Annotated in this window: 12 protein-coding genes; 2 read left to right on the top strand and 10 right to left on the bottom strand. The window is 62.6% G+C overall.

Annotated elements, in window-relative coordinates:
* Positions 1-17 precede the first annotated feature (17 nt).
* The 8 genes from mraY to coq7 form a co-directional block, all read right to left on the bottom strand.
* Positions 18-1,187, bottom strand: coding sequence for a phospho-N-acetylmuramoyl-pentapeptide-transferase (gene mraY, locus JNB89_RS27660; protein ID WP_013340582.1), 1,170 nt, complete (start codon positions 1,185-1,187; stop codon positions 18-20).
* Positions 1,188-1,204: 17 nt separating this feature from the next.
* Positions 1,205-2,641, bottom strand: coding sequence for a UDP-N-acetylmuramoyl-tripeptide--D-alanyl-D-alanine ligase (locus JNB89_RS27665; protein WP_220364318.1), 1,437 nt, complete (start codon positions 2,639-2,641; stop codon positions 1,205-1,207).
* Positions 2,638-4,197, bottom strand: coding sequence for a UDP-N-acetylmuramoyl-L-alanyl-D-glutamate--2,6-diaminopimelate ligase (locus JNB89_RS27670; protein WP_220364319.1), 1,560 nt, complete (start codon positions 4,195-4,197; stop codon positions 2,638-2,640). The genes JNB89_RS27665 and JNB89_RS27670 overlap by 4 nt, the downstream gene beginning before the upstream one ends.
* Entirely contained in the window at positions 4,194-6,059 is a 1,866-nt protein-coding gene (locus tag JNB89_RS27675) for a peptidoglycan D,D-transpeptidase FtsI family protein (protein WP_013340585.1), read from the bottom strand. The genes JNB89_RS27670 and JNB89_RS27675 overlap by 4 nt, the downstream gene beginning before the upstream one ends.
* The gene (gene ftsL, locus JNB89_RS27680) at positions 6,056-6,415 is read right to left on the bottom strand and encodes a cell division protein FtsL (protein WP_013340586.1); all 360 of its coding nucleotides are present in this window, start codon (positions 6,413-6,415) and stop codon (positions 6,056-6,058) included. Before ftsL ends, JNB89_RS27675 begins: the two co-directional genes overlap by 4 nt.
* On the bottom strand, positions 6,412-7,365 hold the full coding sequence (gene rsmH, locus JNB89_RS27685) for a 16S rRNA (cytosine(1402)-N(4))-methyltransferase RsmH (RefSeq protein ID WP_220364320.1): 954 nt from the start codon (positions 7,363-7,365) through the stop codon (positions 6,412-6,414). The genes ftsL and rsmH overlap by 4 nt, the downstream gene beginning before the upstream one ends.
* A 15-nt stretch (positions 7,366-7,380) precedes the next feature.
* Entirely contained in the window at positions 7,381-7,809 is a 429-nt protein-coding gene (mraZ, locus tag JNB89_RS27690; RefSeq protein ID WP_013340588.1) for a division/cell wall cluster transcriptional repressor MraZ, read from the bottom strand.
* A 437-nt stretch (positions 7,810-8,246) separates the two neighbouring features.
* The gene (coq7, locus tag JNB89_RS27695; RefSeq protein WP_220364321.1) at positions 8,247-8,885 is read right to left on the bottom strand and encodes a 2-polyprenyl-3-methyl-6-methoxy-1,4-benzoquinone monooxygenase; all 639 of its coding nucleotides are present in this window, start codon (positions 8,883-8,885) and stop codon (positions 8,247-8,249) included.
* A gap of 302 nt (positions 8,886-9,187) precedes the next feature.
* Here coq7 and JNB89_RS27700 point away from each other — a divergent pair, with 302 nt between their 5' ends.
* Positions 9,188-10,357, top strand: coding sequence for a porin (locus JNB89_RS27700; RefSeq protein ID WP_013340590.1), 1,170 nt, complete (start codon positions 9,188-9,190; stop codon positions 10,355-10,357).
* 217 nt (positions 10,358-10,574) lie between these two features.
* Here JNB89_RS27700 and JNB89_RS27705 read toward each other — a convergent pair whose 3' ends face one another.
* A complete protein-coding gene (locus JNB89_RS27705) occupies positions 10,575-12,248 on the bottom strand; it encodes a long-chain fatty acid--CoA ligase (protein ID WP_220364322.1) in 1,674 nt (557 codons plus the stop codon).
* A 156-nt stretch (positions 12,249-12,404) separates the two neighbouring features.
* On the bottom strand, positions 12,405-14,483 hold the full coding sequence (locus JNB89_RS27710; protein ID WP_220364323.1) for a molybdopterin-containing oxidoreductase family protein: 2,079 nt from the start codon (positions 14,481-14,483) through the stop codon (positions 12,405-12,407).
* Between the two features lie 193 nt (positions 14,484-14,676).
* Here JNB89_RS27710 and JNB89_RS27715 point away from each other — a divergent pair, with 193 nt between their 5' ends.
* The gene (locus JNB89_RS27715; RefSeq protein ID WP_220364324.1) at positions 14,677-15,873 is read left to right on the top strand and encodes a M20 aminoacylase family protein; all 1,197 of its coding nucleotides are present in this window, start codon (positions 14,677-14,679) and stop codon (positions 15,871-15,873) included.
* Positions 15,874-16,233: the final 360 nt, after the last annotated feature.

The raw sequence follows: 16,233 nt of genomic DNA on the forward strand, positions 1-16,233 counted from the left end.
CCTTTAATACCTGCTGCTCAACGCAGTTTGAGCGTGGACAATCCAAACAGACACAACATCAAGGTGATGATCCAGAAGCGCACCACGACCTGCGTTTCCTTCCAACCCGACAATTCGAAATGGTGATGCAGCGGCGCCATCTTGAAGAGACGCCGGCCTTCGCCGAAACGGCGCTTGGTGAACTTGAACCACGCGACCTGCAACATCACCGAAAGCGTTTCGGCAACAAAAATGCCGCCCATGATGAAGAGCACGATTTCCTGCCGCACGATCACCGCGACCGTGCCAAGCGCGCCGCCCAGCGCCAATGCGCCGACGTCGCCCATGAACATCTGCGCCGGGTGCGTGTTGAACCAGAGAAACGCGAGCCCCGCGCCGCCCATTGCCGAACAGAAGATCAGCAATTCGCCCGCGCCGGGAATGTGCGGAAACAGCAGGTATTTCGAGTAGACCGAGCTGCCCATGACGTAGGCGAACACGCCGAGCGACGCGCCCACCAGCACGACCGGCATGATGACGAGGCCGTCGAGGCCGTCGGTGAGATTCACCGCGTTGCTAGCGCCGACGATCACGAGGTACGTCAGCACGATGAAGCCCCATACGCCAAGCGGATAGCTGATCGACTTCACGAACGGCAGCATCAGGTCGGCGCGTGCAGGCAAGCCCATCGACAAACCGCTGCGCACCCACGCCATGAACAGGTCGAACACTCGCACGTTGCTCGCTTCGGACACGCTGAAGGCGAGATACACCGCGGCAAAAAGACCAATCACGGACTGCCAGAAATACTTTTCGCGCGACGACATGCCGCGCGGGTCCTTGTAGACGACCTTGCGATAGTCGTCGACCCAGCCGATCACGCCATAACCGAAGGTGACGAGAATCACGATCCAGATAAAGCGATTGGTGAGGTCGGCCCACAACAGCGTGGCCACGGCAATGCCGAGCAGAATCAGCACGCCGCCCATGGTCGGCGTGCCCGATTTCACCAGATGCGTTTGCGGACCGTCCTTACGGACAGCCTGGCCGACCTTCATCGCGGTCAGCTTGCGAATCACCGCCGGGCCGCAGACGAGCCCGATCAGCAACGCGGTGATGGTGGCCATCACCGCGCGAAAAGTCAGATAACTGAACACGCGCAAGAAGCTTGCGTCATTCTGCAGCCATTGCGCCAGCGCCAGTAGCATGCTTCGGTCCTTCTATTTCAGTGTGCGGCGGGCGCGCTGCCCGCTGCGTTGGGTTGTGGACTCGTAACGGCGTCCACCACGCGCTCCATTTGCATGAAGCGCGAGCCTTTCACGAGAAGCGTTGCAGCCGCGCCGTAACCGGCCTGCTGCAATTGCGCGACCAGCGTGCCGACGTCGGCCATGTGGTGCGCGCCTGCGCCATATGCCGTACAGGCGTCGCGCGAGGCGTCGCCCATGGCGTACAGCGCGTCGATACCGCGCTCTTTGGCGTAAGCGCCGATTTCGCGGTGAAACTCGGGACCGTGATCGCCGACTTCGCCCATGTCGCCCATGACCAGCACGCGTGGCGACGCGTGCGACGCGAGCACGTCGATCGCGGCGCGCATCGAATCGGGATTGGCGTTGTACGTGTCGTCGATCACCGTGGCGCCGGCGAGTGTGCCGAGCGCGGCCTGCTTGGCCTGCAGGCGGCCCTTGACCGCGCCGAACGATTCGAGACCGCGCCTGATCGCGTCGAGCGACACGCCAGAGGCGAGTGCCGCCGACGTTGCCGCGAGCGCGTTATGCGCGTTGTGGTCACCGAGCACCTGCAGCGTGACCTCGAACGCGCCCTCGGGCGTTTCAATGCTGAGCCGCTTGCCGTCGAACCTGCCGGTGACCGCCGCTGCGGTCGTGCGTTCAGCCGTGTTGAGCGCGAAGTCGACGATGCGGTTGCCTGTGGCCGCGACGCGCCAGATGCTCGCGTAAGCATCGTTCGCCGGAAACACAGCGACGCCCTCGGGATTCAGCGCGTGAATCACGCTCGCATGTTCGAGCGCGACCGCTTCGACGGTCGCCATGAACTCCTGGTGCTCGCGCTGCGCATTGTTTACCAGCGCGACCGTCGGCTCGGCGATTTTCGCGAGCAGCGACGTTTCGCCAGGATGGTTCATGCCGAGCTCGACCACCGCCAGCCGGTGCGCGGCATTCAGACGGAACAGCGTGAGCGGCAAGCCGATGTCGTTATTGAAGTTGCCGACGGTGGCGAGCCGCTCGTTGGCGCCCACGGCAGCGGCGAAAATCGACGCGATCATTTCCTTGACCGTGGTCTTGCCGTTGCTGCCGGTTACCGCGACGAGCGGCATGCTGAACTTGCGGCGCCAGCCGCGCGCGAGTGCGCCAAGGCCGGCGCGCGTGTCGGCGACACGCACGAGCGGCACCGCGGACACGTCCCAGCCGTCGGGCACGCGCGCGACGAGCGCGGCGCTCACGTTGCGCGCGGCGACTTCGGCAAGGAAGTCATGCGCGTCGAAGCGATCGCCCTTGATCGCGACGAACAGATCGCCGGGACCGGCGCTGCGGCTGTCGGTCGACACGCGTTCGAACGCGACGCTGCCGTCGCCGCTGACCGTGGCGCCCGGAATCAGCGCGGCGGCTTCATGCAGCGTGAACATGGAATTGCCTTGCCCGCTCATTCACCACCTCCGCGTGCCTGCGTGGCCCGCGCGGCGAGCGCGAGACGGGCGTGGTCCTGGTCGGAGAAAGCGCGCTTCTTGCCCATGATTTCCTGTGTTGCCTCGTGCCCCTTGCCGGCGAGCACGATGACGTCTTCGCGCGCGGCGCTGCGGATCGCCTGAAGGATTGCGCTCGCGCGATCTTCGATGCGGCGCGCCTTCGACGCGTCTTTCATGCCCGCTGCAATCTGTCCGATGATCGACTGCGGATCTTCGCTGCGCGGGTTGTCGCTCGTGACGACGACGCCGTCCGCGAGCTTCTCGGCAATCGCGCCCATCAGCGGACGCTTGGTCGCGTCACGGTCGCCGCCGCAACCGAACATGCAGATCAGTTCGCCGCCGCGCGCCGCTGCCATCGGCCGCAGCGCTTCGAGCGTTTTTTCCAGTGCATCCGGCGTGTGCGCGTAGTCGATCACGACGAGCGGCTCGTCGTTCTGCAGGCGGCCACCCAGGCGCTGCATGCGGCCGTTCACCGACTCCAGCTTCGTCAGCTCGGCGAGCGCGGCGTCGAAGGGCACGTTTGCGGCAAGCAACGCGCCGAGCACGCCAAGCAGATTGCTCACGTTGAAGGCGCCGAGCGTCTGCACTTCGACGTCGGCCTCGCCCCAGTCGGACGTGCTGAGATGGAACGCGGTGCCCGTGGCGGTCGCGCGCACGTTGGCGGCGAGCAGAAACGCGTCCGCTTGCTGTGCGGCTTGCGACGGGTCAGCCTGTCCGGCGTCGAGACCGTAAGCGATGGTGCGCGCGTGGCCTCGCGTGCTCGCGAGCAGACGGCGGCCGGCCGCGTCGTCGCGGTTGATCACGGCCGCGCGCAGTTCCGGCCACGCGAACAGGCGCGCCTTCGCCGCTTCGTATGCTTCGAACGTGCGGTGATAATCCAGATGATCTTGCGTGAGATTCGTGAACACGGCGATGTCGAACGCCGTGCCGTTCACGCGCCCCTGGTGCAATGCATGCGAGGAGACTTCCATCGCCACGGCCTTCGCGCCGGCGCCGCGCAACTGCGCGAGACTGCGTTGCAACTGCGGGGCGTCGGGCGTCGTGAAGCCGGTGTGCACGAGGTGCCCCGGCAAACCCGTGCCGAGCGTGCCGATGATCGCGCAGCGCGTGCCGAGCGCCGTGAGCGCCGCCGAAATCCACTGGCTGCACGAAGTCTTGCCGTTGGTGCCCGTCACGCCGACCGTCAGCATGTGGTCGCTCGGATCGCCGTACCAGGCGCTGGCGATCGAACCGGCAAGCTCGTTCAGGCGAGGCACCGCGAGCATCGTGGATGCGTCGAGTGCGCCGCTGAATCCTTCCGGCTGCACGAGCACCGCGGCAGCGCCGCGCTCGAGCGCGGCGTCGATGAACGGCCGGTTGTCCGCGCCTTCCACCGCATAGGCGAAAAACGCGTCGCCCGCCGCGAGCGAACGGGTATCGGCGTGCAGATGCGCGGCTGGCTGCACGCGCGCGCGCAGCCAGTCCAACGCGTCGGCAATCTGCTGGTGGGACGGGTGATGTTCACGGAGCGCGCTCATCGCACCACTCCCGGATGGCTTTTCGCGTTCGCGGAAATGGTCATCTTCTTCGCGCTCGCGTTGGTCGAAATTTTCCTGGCCGTGGACGGTGCGGGCGTTGCCGAGGGCGCGGCAGAGGCCGAGTCGTCCGACACCACCATCTGCTTGACCGGCATTTGCGGCGGCACGTTCAGCGAGCGCAGCGTATCGCCGACAATGCCGGAGAACACCGGGCCCGACACCTGGCCGCCGAAGTGGCTGCCGGCCGTCGGCTCGTCGACGGACACCGCCACCACGATGCGCGGATTCGGCATCGGCGCCATTCCGACGAACGACGCGCGGTACTTGGAGTGGTCGTAGCCGTGCGGACCGTGCTTGTACGCCGTACCGCTCTTGCCGCCGACGCGATAGCCGGGCACCGCCGCATCCGGCGACGTGCCGCCCGGCGAGACGACGGTTTCCAGCATCGCGCGCACTTCACGCGCGGTGGTCGGCGAAAAGATTTGCGGGCCGGTGGCCGGCTGGTCGCCGGGCGTGCGGAAAATCGACACCGGCATGATCTGGCCGTCGTGCGCGATCGCCGTATAGGCGCGCCCCAACTGGAACAGCGACACCGAGAGGCCGTAGCCGTACGACATGGTGGCCTGCTCGATGCGGCGCCAGCTCTTCCACGGACGCAGACGTCCCGCCGCCGCGCCGGGGAAACCGACCTTCGGCGCCTGACCGAGACCGATACTGGTGTACATGTTCCACATCTCTTCGGGCTTGAGCTGCATGGCGATCTTCGTCGCGCCGATGTTGCTCGACTTCTGGATCACGCCGCCCACGGTCAGCACGCCGAACGCGCTGTCGTCGGTGATCGGCGCACCGTCAAGCACGAAACGGCCGCCGCCGGTATCCACCAGTGTAGTCGGCGAGACGCGATGCAGATCGAGCGCCAGCGACACCGTGAAAGGCTTCATGATGGAGCCCGGCTCGAACGTGTCGGTCAGGATGCGGTTGCGCAACTGGTCGCCGGTCAGGTGGGAACGGTCGTTCGGGTTGTACGTCGGGTAATTGACGAGGGCGAGCACTTCGCCCGTGCGCACGTCGATCACCATGGCCGCGCCCGCCTTCGCCTTGAACTTTTCGACTGCCGCCTTCAGGTTTGCATAGGCGATGTACTGGATCTTGCTGTCGATCGACAGGTCGACGTCCTGGCCGTTGTGCGGCACGACCTGCTCGTCCACGTCCTCGATGATGTGGCCCATGCGGTCCTTGATCACGCGGCGGCTGCCCGACACGCCCGCGAGCAGCTTCTGGTCGCCCAGTTCGACGCCCTCCTGGCCTTCGTCCTCCACATTCGTGAAGCCGATCAGGTGGGCGGTGATCTCGCCTTCTGGATAGAAACGCTTGTATTCGTCGCGCGCGTAAATGCCTGGAATGTCGAGCGCCTTCACCTTGTCGGCAATGTCCACGGGCACCTGGCGCTTCACGTACACGAAGTTCTTGTCCTCGGAAAGCTTGGTGCGCAGTTCCTTGTTGGTCATGCCGAGCAGCTTGCCGAGCGCGTTCAGTTTGTCGGCGCCGAGGTCGTCCGGCACGGATTCGGGAATCGCCCAGATCGCGCGCACGGGCAGACTCGTGGCCAGCACGAGACCGTTGCGGTCGAGAATCTTGCCACGCGTGGCTGGCAACTCGAGGCGACGCTGGTAGCGGATTTCACCCTGCTTCTGATAGAACGCGTTGCCGGGCCCCTGAATCCAGAAGGCGCGCGCGGTCAGCGCGACGAACGCCATGAAGAGCAGGAACACGACAAGCTTCGAACGCCACATCGGCAGGCGCACGGACAGGATCGGATTGGCGGAGAACGCGACGCTCTTGCGAGCCGACGATTTTTTCATCGCACGCCTCCCTTGCGGCTCGCCGCCGGAGCAGTTGCAAAGCCCGATGCCGCCGAAGTCGGGATGGGCGCGTCTTCTGCCTTCGCGGCGCCCGGATCGAGCGTCAGGTATTGCGTGCGGCCGGTGCTCACCGCCTGCATTTTCAGAGACGCGGTCGCGATCTGCTCGATGCGCGAGGTCTTGGACAGCGCGCTCTGCTGATATTGAAGCTGCGAATAGTCCTGCTGCAGCTGGCGCTCCTGCGACTGCGCACGCTGCAACTGGATAAAGATCTGGCGCTGCTGATTGGTCGCGTTGACGACGGACAAGGCGCAACCCATTACGATCATCAGCAGGAAAATATTGAGGCGATTCATGGTGCGATCCGCTCCGCCACACGCATCACGGCAGAACGGGCGCGCGGATTGGCGGCGACTTCAGCGTCGCTCGCGAACATGCGGCCGATGATTTTGAGCGGGGGGCTCGGCAGATCGACAGCACGAATCGGCAGACGACGGTCGACCGCGGGCGCGCTCGCGTGCGCCTGCATGAATCGCTTGACGATCCGGTCCTCGAGCGAATGAAAGCTGATGACCACCAGCCGCCCCCCTTGCTCCAGCAGCGACAACGCTGCTTCTAAAACGACTTGCAGCTCCGCAAGCTCTTGATTGATGTGAATCCGTATAGCCTGAAAGGTGCGGGTTGCCGGGTCCTTGCCCTTCTCACGGGTTTTGACGACGTTAGCCACGATTTGGGCAAGCTCGCCCGTGCTGACGAGAGGCCCAAGACGGTCGGACTCTGCCCGGCGAGCAACAAGCGCCTTTGCAATCTGAAAAGCAAACCGTTCTTCCCCATAATCTCGTATCACCTCCGTCAGTTCCTGCACCGTGGCCCGCGCCAGCCAGTCGGCGGCAGACTCGCCGCGCGTCGGGTCCATACGCATGTCGAGCGGGCCGTCGGCGCGGAAACTGAAACCCCGCTCCGGATCGTCGACTTGCGGCGACGACACGCCCAGATCCAGCAGAACGCCCGACACGCGTTCAATGCCGCGCTCCGCAATCGCGGTGCGCAGCGAAGCAAAACTCTCGTGCACGATGGCAAAGCGCGGATCGGCGATCTGCTGCGCCGTGGCGATGGCGAGCGGGTCTTTGTCGAAAGCGATCAGACGCCCCGCTTCACCCAGCTTCTCCAACACCCGACGGCTGTGACCGCCGCGCCCGAACGTGCCGTCCACATACACGCCGTCCGCGCGCGTAACCAGCGCCTCTACCGCTTCTTCCAGCAGCACCGTGCGATGCTGCAATTCGTTTCTCATCGCAGATGCCATATATGTATGCCGCGATCAGAACGTGAAATTCTTCAACGCTTCAGGCATGCCCTCGGCGATGGCCGCCTGTTCCTTCGCGGCGTAAATCTGTGCGTCCCATATTTCGAAGTGACGCCCCATGCCGAGCAGGGTCACTTCTTTTTCCAGCGAGCCGGCCGCGCGCAACTCCGGCGACACGAGCACGCGGCCCGCGCCGTCCATGTCGACGTCCATGGCATTGCCGAGAAAGATGCGCTTCCACCAGGCTGCGTTCATGGGGAGCTTGTCGACCTTGTCGCGGAAGATTTCCCATTCCGGGCGCGGAAAGAGCAACAGGCAGCCGTCCGGGTGCTTGGTAATCGTCACCCGGCCCTCTGCCTGTGTTTGCAGCGCATCCCGATAGCGCGAGGGAATAGACATCCGCCCTTTCGCATCGAGCGTCAGCGCCGACGCCCCTTGGAACACTTCGCTCTCCCTCTTCGCCCGCGCCTTTGCGCCGACTGCCCGATTCGTAAAAATCTACCCGAAATCACCCGTGAGATCACACAAAAATACACTTTCTCACACTGTCTCCCACTTTAGAGGAACGCTAAACACGGGTCAAGGGAGAGGACGGCTTTTTGAACGAATTTTGTTTGTTAGAACAAGGACTTAGCACGACTCCTTCATGTCAGACATAAAACGGAAAACCGTTATAAATGAATGAGCTAGTGGAACTTGTGAAGGTGATACGTGAAATGTGCGAGCGAAAGGCGCGGATCGTAAGCGATCGGCAAGGGTGAACGGAGGGTGGGTGGCGGAGTTTCGGCGGGGCGGAGCTGACGACGCGCCAAGCGTCGTGCGACCCGCCGAAGCGAAGCCGGGGAGCCCGGCCTCGCTTCTGTCTTTGCGGTGGGTGTTTCTTATATGTAGTACGCGGTCCGGGTCATGACTTTCGACATCGCGCGCATCAACGCACGCGCCGGAAACGGCAACTCGATGCCGCCGGCGTCGGTAGCGGCCTTGCCGTGCGCAGCTTCGTCGATACGCATTTGCTCGACGATGGCGCGCGACTCGCGGTCCGCGGCCGGCAAATCGTTCATATGGCTGTCGAGGTGCTGCTCGACCTGGCGCTCCGTCTCGGCCATGAAGCCGAGGCTGACACGGTCGCCGAGGCGCCCGGCCGCGAGGCCGACGGCAAGTGCGCCGGCATACCAGAGCGGATTGAGCAGGCTCGGACGCGAATCAAGCGCTTCCAGACGTTTGGCAGTCCAGGCGAGATGATCTTCTTCCTCTATCGCGGCCCGGTCGAACACGCTGCGCAGCGAAGGCGACCTGGTCGCGAGCTTCTGCGCCTGATAGAGCGCCTGCGCACACACCTCGCCGACGTGATTGACGCGCATCAGACCGGCCGAGTGCGCGCGCTCGGCCGGCGACAGTTCGGGCACTTCCGCAGAAGCCGCCGATTCTTGCGGAACCGGTAAAGGACGGCTCATGCGCGACACGCCGGTCATTGAGCGTAAACCCCGATCAAATTCAGTAATCAACTCGTCCAGAAACATTCAGCACTCCCTGATTCGACAACTCTCCCTGCGCGCGCCGCAGCCCGCGCGACAAGGCTTTGCCGGGAAAAACGCAGCCTGCGAACGGCCGTGGACAAGCCGTCTGAGGCATCAGGATTACGATTCTAGATCATGTTGCGTAAACGAAACAGGAGCGTTCCTGGCGACCTGCTTTTTCTTTGTGCCATGTAGCCGTTTTGTTACATTACGTGCAACTTCTCGCGAAGTTGGACAAGCAAGGCCTCAACGCTACATAAATATTCGCCTTGTACAAAAGATTCGTAATCCTTGGAGATCATTCGATGAAAAAGTCGCTTCTCGCTCTCGCAGCACTGGGCGCATTCGCAGGCGTCGCACATGCTCAGAGCAGCGTGACCCTGTACGGTATCATTGACGAAGGCTTCAACATCAACACCAATTCCGGTGGCAAGCACCTGTACAACCTGTCCAGCGGCGTGATGCAAGGCTCGCGTTTCGGCCTGCGTGGCACGGAAGATCTGGGCGGCGGTCTGAAGGCGCTGTTTGTGTTGGAAAACGGCTTTGACGTCAACAACGGCAAGCTGGGTCAAGGCGGCCTGATGTTCGGTCGTCAGGCTTACGTCGGTCTGTCGAGCCAGTTCGGTACGGTCACGCTGGGTCGCCAGTACGACTCCGTCGTCGACTACGTCGGTCCGCTGGAAGCCGGCGACCAGTGGGGCGGCTACATCGCTGCTCACCCGGGCGACATCGACAACTTCAACAACGCATACCGTACCAACAACACGGTCAAGTACACGAGCGCGGATTACGGCGGCCTGAAGTTCGGCGGCACGTACAGCTTCGGCGGCGTTGCAGGCAACTTCTCGTCGAACCAGATCTGGTCGTTGGGCGCTGGCTACAACAACGGTCCGCTGGTGTTGGGCGTCGGCTACTTGAACGCACGTACGCCGGCAGCTTCGGGCGGCCTGTTCAACAACGGCGGCACGGCAGCTACGCCGGCTGGCGCAGTGACCTCGCCGGTCTACGCTGGCTTCGCATCGGCTAACACGTACCAGGTTATCGGTGCAGGCGGCGCATACACGTTCGGCGCAGCAACGCTCGGCCTGACGTACTCGAACATCCGCTTCGCAAACCTGGGCGCTTCGTACGCATCGCCGTTCAAGGGCCAAACGGCTACGTTCAACAACGCGGAAGTCAACTTCAAGTACCAGTTGACCCCGGCATTGCTGGTCGGCGCAGCGTATGACTACACGCGCGGCTCGGAAATCAACGGCAACTCGCGCGCTCAGTACCACCAGGGCGCAGTTGGCGTGGACTACTTCCTGTCCAAGCGTACCGACGTCTACGTGATCGGTGTGTATCAGCACGCTACGGGCGAAACCGTGAACGCGGCTGGCGCGACGGTTGCAGCTACGGCTGGCATCAACGGCCTGACGGGCTCGTCGAACCAGAACCAGCTGGCAGCGCGCGTCGGTATCCGCCACAAGTTCTAATAAGTCGTAAAAACGCTGTTTGCCTCAAAGGCGCCTTCGGGCGCCTTTTTTTATGCACGTGCGCGGCAGCAGTTGCGCGAGGTCGGTTGCGCCCGGCGGAGCGCATGCAAGAAGGCCCGGCTGACTTGTGGTCGGCCGGGCCTTCTGTCTTTTGTGTCTGGTTCGGGGATGCGCGTTACAGTGCGTCGGCGCTAACGGCGAAGTTAAAACGCGTGACTCATGCCCGACCGTCGCGCAGTTCGCGGCGCAAGATCTTGCCGACATTGCTCTTTGGCAGCTCGGTGCGGAATTCGACGATCTTCGGCCGCTTATAGCCTGTGAGCTGTTGCTTGCAGTAAGCGAGGATGTCGGCGTCGGTCAGCGCTTGATCCTTTTTGACGACGAACAACTTCACGGCCTCGCCCGAATGCTGATCGGGCACTCCCACGGCCGCGACCTCGAATACGCCTGGAAGCCTGGCGACGACGTCTTCAATTTCGTTCGGATACACGTTGAAGCCGGAAACCAGAATCATGTCCTTCTTGCGGTCGACGATCTTCACGAAACCTTGTTCGTTCATCAAGCCCACGTCGCCCGACTTGAAAAAGCCGTCCGGTGTCATGACTTTCGCCGTTTCTTCCGGCCTGTTCCAGTAACCCGCCATGACTTGCGGGCCGCGAATGCAGATTTCACCGGCCTGCCCGAGGGGCACTTCATTGCCTTCGTCGTCGCGGATCGAGATTTCCGTCGACGGCAGCGGCAAGCCTATCGTGCCGCTATATTCCGTCACCGTCACCGGATTGCAGGTCACGCATGGCGAGGTTTCGGACAGGCCATAGCCCTCGATGATCGGCGTCTTCGTATGCTCGAACCAGCGCTTCGCGACCGCTTCCTGGACGGCCATGCCGCCGCCGTTGGCCGCGATCAGTTTCGAGAAGTCGAGCTTGTGGAAGTCAGGGCTGTTCAACAATGCGTTGTAAAGCGTGTTGACGGCCGGGATCGTCGTGATTGCATAGCCTTGCAGCGCCTTGATCATGCCGGGGATATCGCGCGGATTCGGGATCAGCACGCCTAGCCCTCCGGTGCGGATCGTCAGCAGTCCACACACGGTCAGCGCAAACACGTGATACAGCGGCAGCGCGACAACGGTGATGAACTGCCCGATGTCCGTGCGATTTGCGCGGGCCGGATTGAGCCAGACTTCGGATTGCAGCACGTTCGCGATCAGATTGCGGTGCAGTAACGTGGCACCTTTCGCGACGCCGGTCGTGCCGCCGGTGTACTGCAGGAACGCGACGTCGTCAGGGCCCTGCTCGACCGGTCTGAAATTCTGGCCTTCGCCTTGCGCGATGGCAGTGTTGAATTTGACGTGGCCGGGCAAACTCCACGCCGGCACCATCTTCTTCACCCGGCGCACGACGAAGTTGACAATGGTGCCCTTGAGCCCCATCAGATCGCCCATGGTGGCGACCAGCACGTGCTTGAGCGCGGTGTTGCGCACGATTGCCTGCAGCGTGACGGCGAAATTTTCCAGCAGGATGATGGCTTCCGCGCCACTGTCTTTTAACTGATGCTCGAGCTCACGCGGCGTATAAAGCGGGTTCACGTTCACGACCACATAGCCCGCGCGCAGAATCGCTGCAATGGCGACCGGATATTGCAGAACATTCGGCATCATGATCGCGATGCGAGCGCCACGCGCAAGGCCCTTCGACTGAAACCATGCAGCCAGCTTCCTTGAAAGCGCGTCCATTTCGCCGTAGGTGATCGCCGCTCCCATGCACACGAACGCAGGCTTGTCGCGATGCTCGCGGAATGCCTCCTCGAGCAGTTCGGCGAGCGACGAATAACGAGATGGGTCGATCTCTGCGGGAACGCCGGGCGGGTAAGATTTCAGCCAGAATTTATCCAATGCCGCGTCTCCTTCTTTATTTTCGAATGGTCGTGCTAAAAACGCATCGTAGCATGGGCACCTCTGCGGTATTCGCGAAAAACGACTCGGTTAGACTGCCGCCTCGAACCTCGAGACGGCTTGCCGGTGAGGCTTGCGCTGCGTAAGGCGGGCGCGTCAGACCCGCTCCACTTCGACGAGACAGTCGTAGAAAGTTGCAGAGCCGCCCAGATCCGTGAGCGCCTGGCTGGTAACCTCATTTGCATTACGGCCATCGGGCGCAAGCTTTTTCCACCAGATCGACAGACCGACTACGAGGCCCTGGCGCGCGCGGTCGGTAACGCGAGCACGTGCCTGCATCGAACCGCGGTCGTTGAAGATGCGTACCGTGACGCCGTCGACTATGCCCCGCGCCTCGGCATCCGCTGGATGAATGTCGAGATGCGGCTCGCCCTCTGTCGACCGCAGACTTTCGACGTTGACAAAGGTGCTGTTCAGGAAGTTGCGCGCGGGCGGCGAGATCATCGCGAGCGGATAGCGCGCGGCAAGTTCGGGCGCAAACTCGGCAGACTCGTAGGGCGGCAGATAGTCCGGCAGCGGGTCGAGGCCTTCCTGCGCGAGCCTTTCGCTGTAAAACTCGCATTTACCTGACGGCGTATGGAAGCCGCCCTCGGCGAACGGAGCGTCGGGCAGCTTGAGCTTTACCCAGCCAGCCTGTTTGAGCTGCTCCCAGTCCGCTCCGTCAAGCGTGCTGTCTTGCCAGCGGAACGCGTTGCGCGCCACGTCTTCGTCGCTTTCGAAGAGTGCGGGCTCGTGAAGCGCCATGTGGCGCGCCAGACCGCGAAAGATCTCGGTATTCGGACGTGCGTCGCCCACCGGCGGTATCGCAGGCAAGTTCACCATGACGTGCGTGTGGCCGTACGACTTGTGCACGTCGAGATGCTCGAGCTGCGTCGTGGCCGGCAGCAGCAGGTCGGCGTAATCGGCGGTATCTGTCTGGAAATGTTCGAGCACGATGGCGAACAGGTCTTCGCGCGCGAAGCCTGCCGCCACGCGCTCCGAATCAGGCGCGACCGCGACCGGATTGGAGTTGTACACGACAATCGCCTCGATTTTGGGCCCGAACCTGGCGTCGCCCGGATGCAAGAGCGCATCTCCAATTGCATTCATGTTGATCACGCGGCTCGGCTTCGCCGGCCAGCCCGGCATCAGGTCGGGGCGCTGCAACGCGTGCGAATCGACCGGCGTCCAGCCGGACGACGACAGCAAAGCGCCGCCCGCGCGTTCACGCCATGCGCCGGTGAGCGAGGGCAGGCACGCAATGGCGCGCACTGCGTTCCCGCCGCCGCGTACTCTCTGCAGACCATAATTCAGGCGAATCGCCGCCTTCTTGGTACTGCCGTAAAGCCGTGCAAGGTCGACGATAACCTGTTCGTCTATGCCGCAGATTTCGGCCACACGCGCTGGCGGATAAGCGAGCGCGCGCTCTTTGAGCTCGGCGAAACCCAGTGTGTGCGCGGCTATGTAAGCGTGATCCAGCCGATCTTCTGAAATCAGCACGTTCATCATGCCGAGCGCCAATGCGCCATCAGTCCCCGGCTTTAGCGCAATATGCTGATGACATTTCTCCGCGGTCAACGAGCGGTAGGGATCAATTGCAATGAGGCGCGCGCCGCGACGTTTGGCCTGCTGCGCCCGCGTCCAGAAATGAAGGTTCGACGCGATGGGGTTGGAGCCCCAGATGAGAATCACCTCGCTTTCCTCGAAAAACTCGGTGAGCATGCCGAGGCTCGCGCCATAGGTATATTTCAGACCGGCGGCGCCGGCTGCCGCGCAGATCGTGCGGTCCAGTTGGGAGGCGCCCAGCTTGTGAAAGAACCGTTGCGCGATGCTGTCGCCCTGAACGAGCCCCATCGTGCCGGCGTAGCTGTAGGGCAGAATTGCTTCCGGCGCGCGCCGCACGATTTCCGCGAGGCGCGATGCGCCCAGTTCCAACGCTTCTTCCCAACTGATCGGCTGGAAGCGGCCCTCGCCTTTCGGACCGATCCGCTTCATCGGCGTCGTCACACGTTGCGGATGATGCACCCGTTCCGCATAGCGGCTGACTTTGGTACACAACGCGCCCTGTGTCGGAGGATGCGCCGGGTCCGCGGCGACTTTGATCACGCGGCCGCTCTCAACCGTTACTTTCATGGCGCAGGTGTCGGGGCAGTCATGCGGACAAACCGCGCGGGCGAATTCAGTCGGAGCGTTCATGGGGTAACCATTCAGGGGACGGGTGAGCTGGGCGCAACGCCGGATTCTATTACGGCCGCCGACACTTGCCTGCATGCTGCCGCCAAAAAGCCTTCGGCGTAGAATCGTTACGACTGCGTTCGGGCGCATTGCGGCCCGAGCGATTCCACGCGATTCCAGGCAAGTCAAAGCGCAAGCGCATCGGCACTCCATTATGAAACTTATCCCCGAAATCCAGGCTGCTCACGGAGAAATCCAGACTCTTCGACGAACGATCCACGCTCATCCCGAACTACGTTACGAGGAAACTGCGACAGCTGATCTGGTCGCGAGAACGCTCCAGTCGTGGGGCATTGAAACTTACCGCGGATTCGGTAAAACAGGCGTTGTCGGCGTGCTCAAGCGCGGCAATGGCACACGCTCAATCGGTCTGCGCGCCGACATGGACGCATTGCCGATTCAGGAACTCAACGGCTTCGAACATCGATCGAAAAACGACGGAAAAATGCACGCGTGCGGTCACGATGGACACACGGCGATGCTCCTCGGCGCAGCCCGGCATCTCGCGAAAAACGGCGATTTCGACGGCACGATCGTGTTCATTTTTCAGCCGGCCGAAGAAGGCGGCGCCGGCGCACAGGCCATGATCGAAGACGGCCTCTTCGAAAAGTTTCCAGTGGATGCCGTGTTCGGCATTCACAATTGGCCGGGGATGCCCGCAGGCCAGTTCGGAGTGACTGAAGGTCCGATCATGGCGTCTAGCAACGAGTTCCGCATCGACATCAAAGGCGTCGGCTCGCACGCCGCGTTACCGCATAACGGACGCGATCCGGTATTTGCCGCGGTGCAGATCGCGAATGGATTGCAGGGCATCATCACGCGAAACAAGAAGCCGCTCGACACCGCCGTGCTTTCGATCACGCAGATCCATGCCGGCGACGCAGTCAACGTCGTTCCAGACGACGCGTGGATTGCCGGCACCGTGCGGACTTTTACGACTGAAACGCTCGACCTGATTGAAGCGCGCATGCGCAAGATCGCTGAAAGCACGGCGGATGCTTACGATTGCACGGTCGACGTCCACTTTCACAGAAACTATCCGCCGACGATCAACCGCAGTGAAGAAACGCGCTTCGCGGCTACCGTCATGAAAGAAGTGGTGGGCGCTGAGAACGTGAATGACTCCGTGGAACCCACGATGGGCGCGGAGGACTTTTCGTTTATGTTGCTCGCGAAGCCTGGCTGCTATGCGTTCCTTGGTAATGGCGATGGTGGCCACCGCGACGCCGGTCACGGTGCCGGCCCCTGCATGCTGCATAACGCCAGTTATGATTTCAACGATGAGTTGCTGCCCATCGGTTCGACGTACTGGGTCCGACTTGCGCAGCGCTTTTTGGCGGCTCAGGGGTAGGACATACCGTGAAGTGCACGGTCGGTAGCGTGGTGCTTTGTCCGTTCGTTGTTTTGGGGGGCTAGGCGGCGTAGATGTTCTGCTTTGATCCGCCGCCGAGCCGAAGGAATTGTGTGGGAGTCGAGGGGGGACTGCTTTTCGGGGCTGACGGGGTGCGCGCGTGCGCTGCGCATTGAAGGGAAGTTAGCGGTGTCCGACGCGGCTTGGTGGTGTGTGCCCCGCCGCTCCGCCGACGTTTTTCTCCCGCGTAAACGCCGCAACCCCACCTTTGCGGGGTGGGGTTGCGGTCACTGCTGGGGAGCCTGACGATTACCTACTTTCACACGGGTAATCCGCACTATCATCGGCGTGGAGTCGTTT

It is taken from the genome of Paraburkholderia phenoliruptrix, assembly GCF_019511605.1.
GTDB classification, from domain to species: Bacteria; Pseudomonadota; Gammaproteobacteria; order Burkholderiales; family Burkholderiaceae; genus Paraburkholderia; species Paraburkholderia phenoliruptrix_A.

Coding starts and splice junctions, on each gene's coding strand:
- mraY (WP_013340582.1), bottom strand. CDS start 1,187: ATGCTACTGGCGCTGGCGCAATGGCTGCAGAATGACGCAAGCTTCTTG.
- JNB89_RS27665 (WP_220364318.1), bottom strand. CDS start 2,641: ATGAGCGGGCAAGGCAATTCCATGTTCACGCTGCATGAAGCCGCCGCG.
- JNB89_RS27670 (WP_220364319.1), bottom strand. CDS start 4,197: ATGAGCGCGCTCCGTGAACATCACCCGTCCCACCAGCAGATTGCCGAC.
- JNB89_RS27675 (WP_013340585.1), bottom strand. CDS start 6,059: ATGAAAAAATCGTCGGCTCGCAAGAGCGTCGCGTTCTCCGCCAATCCG.
- ftsL (WP_013340586.1), bottom strand. CDS start 6,415: ATGAATCGCCTCAATATTTTCCTGCTGATGATCGTAATGGGTTGCGCC.
- rsmH (WP_220364320.1), bottom strand. CDS start 7,365: ATGGCATCTGCGATGAGAAACGAATTGCAGCATCGCACGGTGCTGCTG.
- coq7 (WP_220364321.1), bottom strand. CDS start 8,885: ATGTTTCTGGACGAGTTGATTACTGAATTTGATCGGGGTTTACGCTCA.
- JNB89_RS27700 (WP_013340590.1), top strand. CDS start 9,188: ATGAAAAAGTCGCTTCTCGCTCTCGCAGCACTGGGCGCATTCGCAGGC.
- JNB89_RS27710 (WP_220364323.1), bottom strand. CDS start 14,483: ATGAACGCTCCGACTGAATTCGCCCGCGCGGTTTGTCCGCATGACTGC.
- JNB89_RS27715 (WP_220364324.1), top strand. CDS start 14,677: ATGAAACTTATCCCCGAAATCCAGGCTGCTCACGGAGAAATCCAGACT.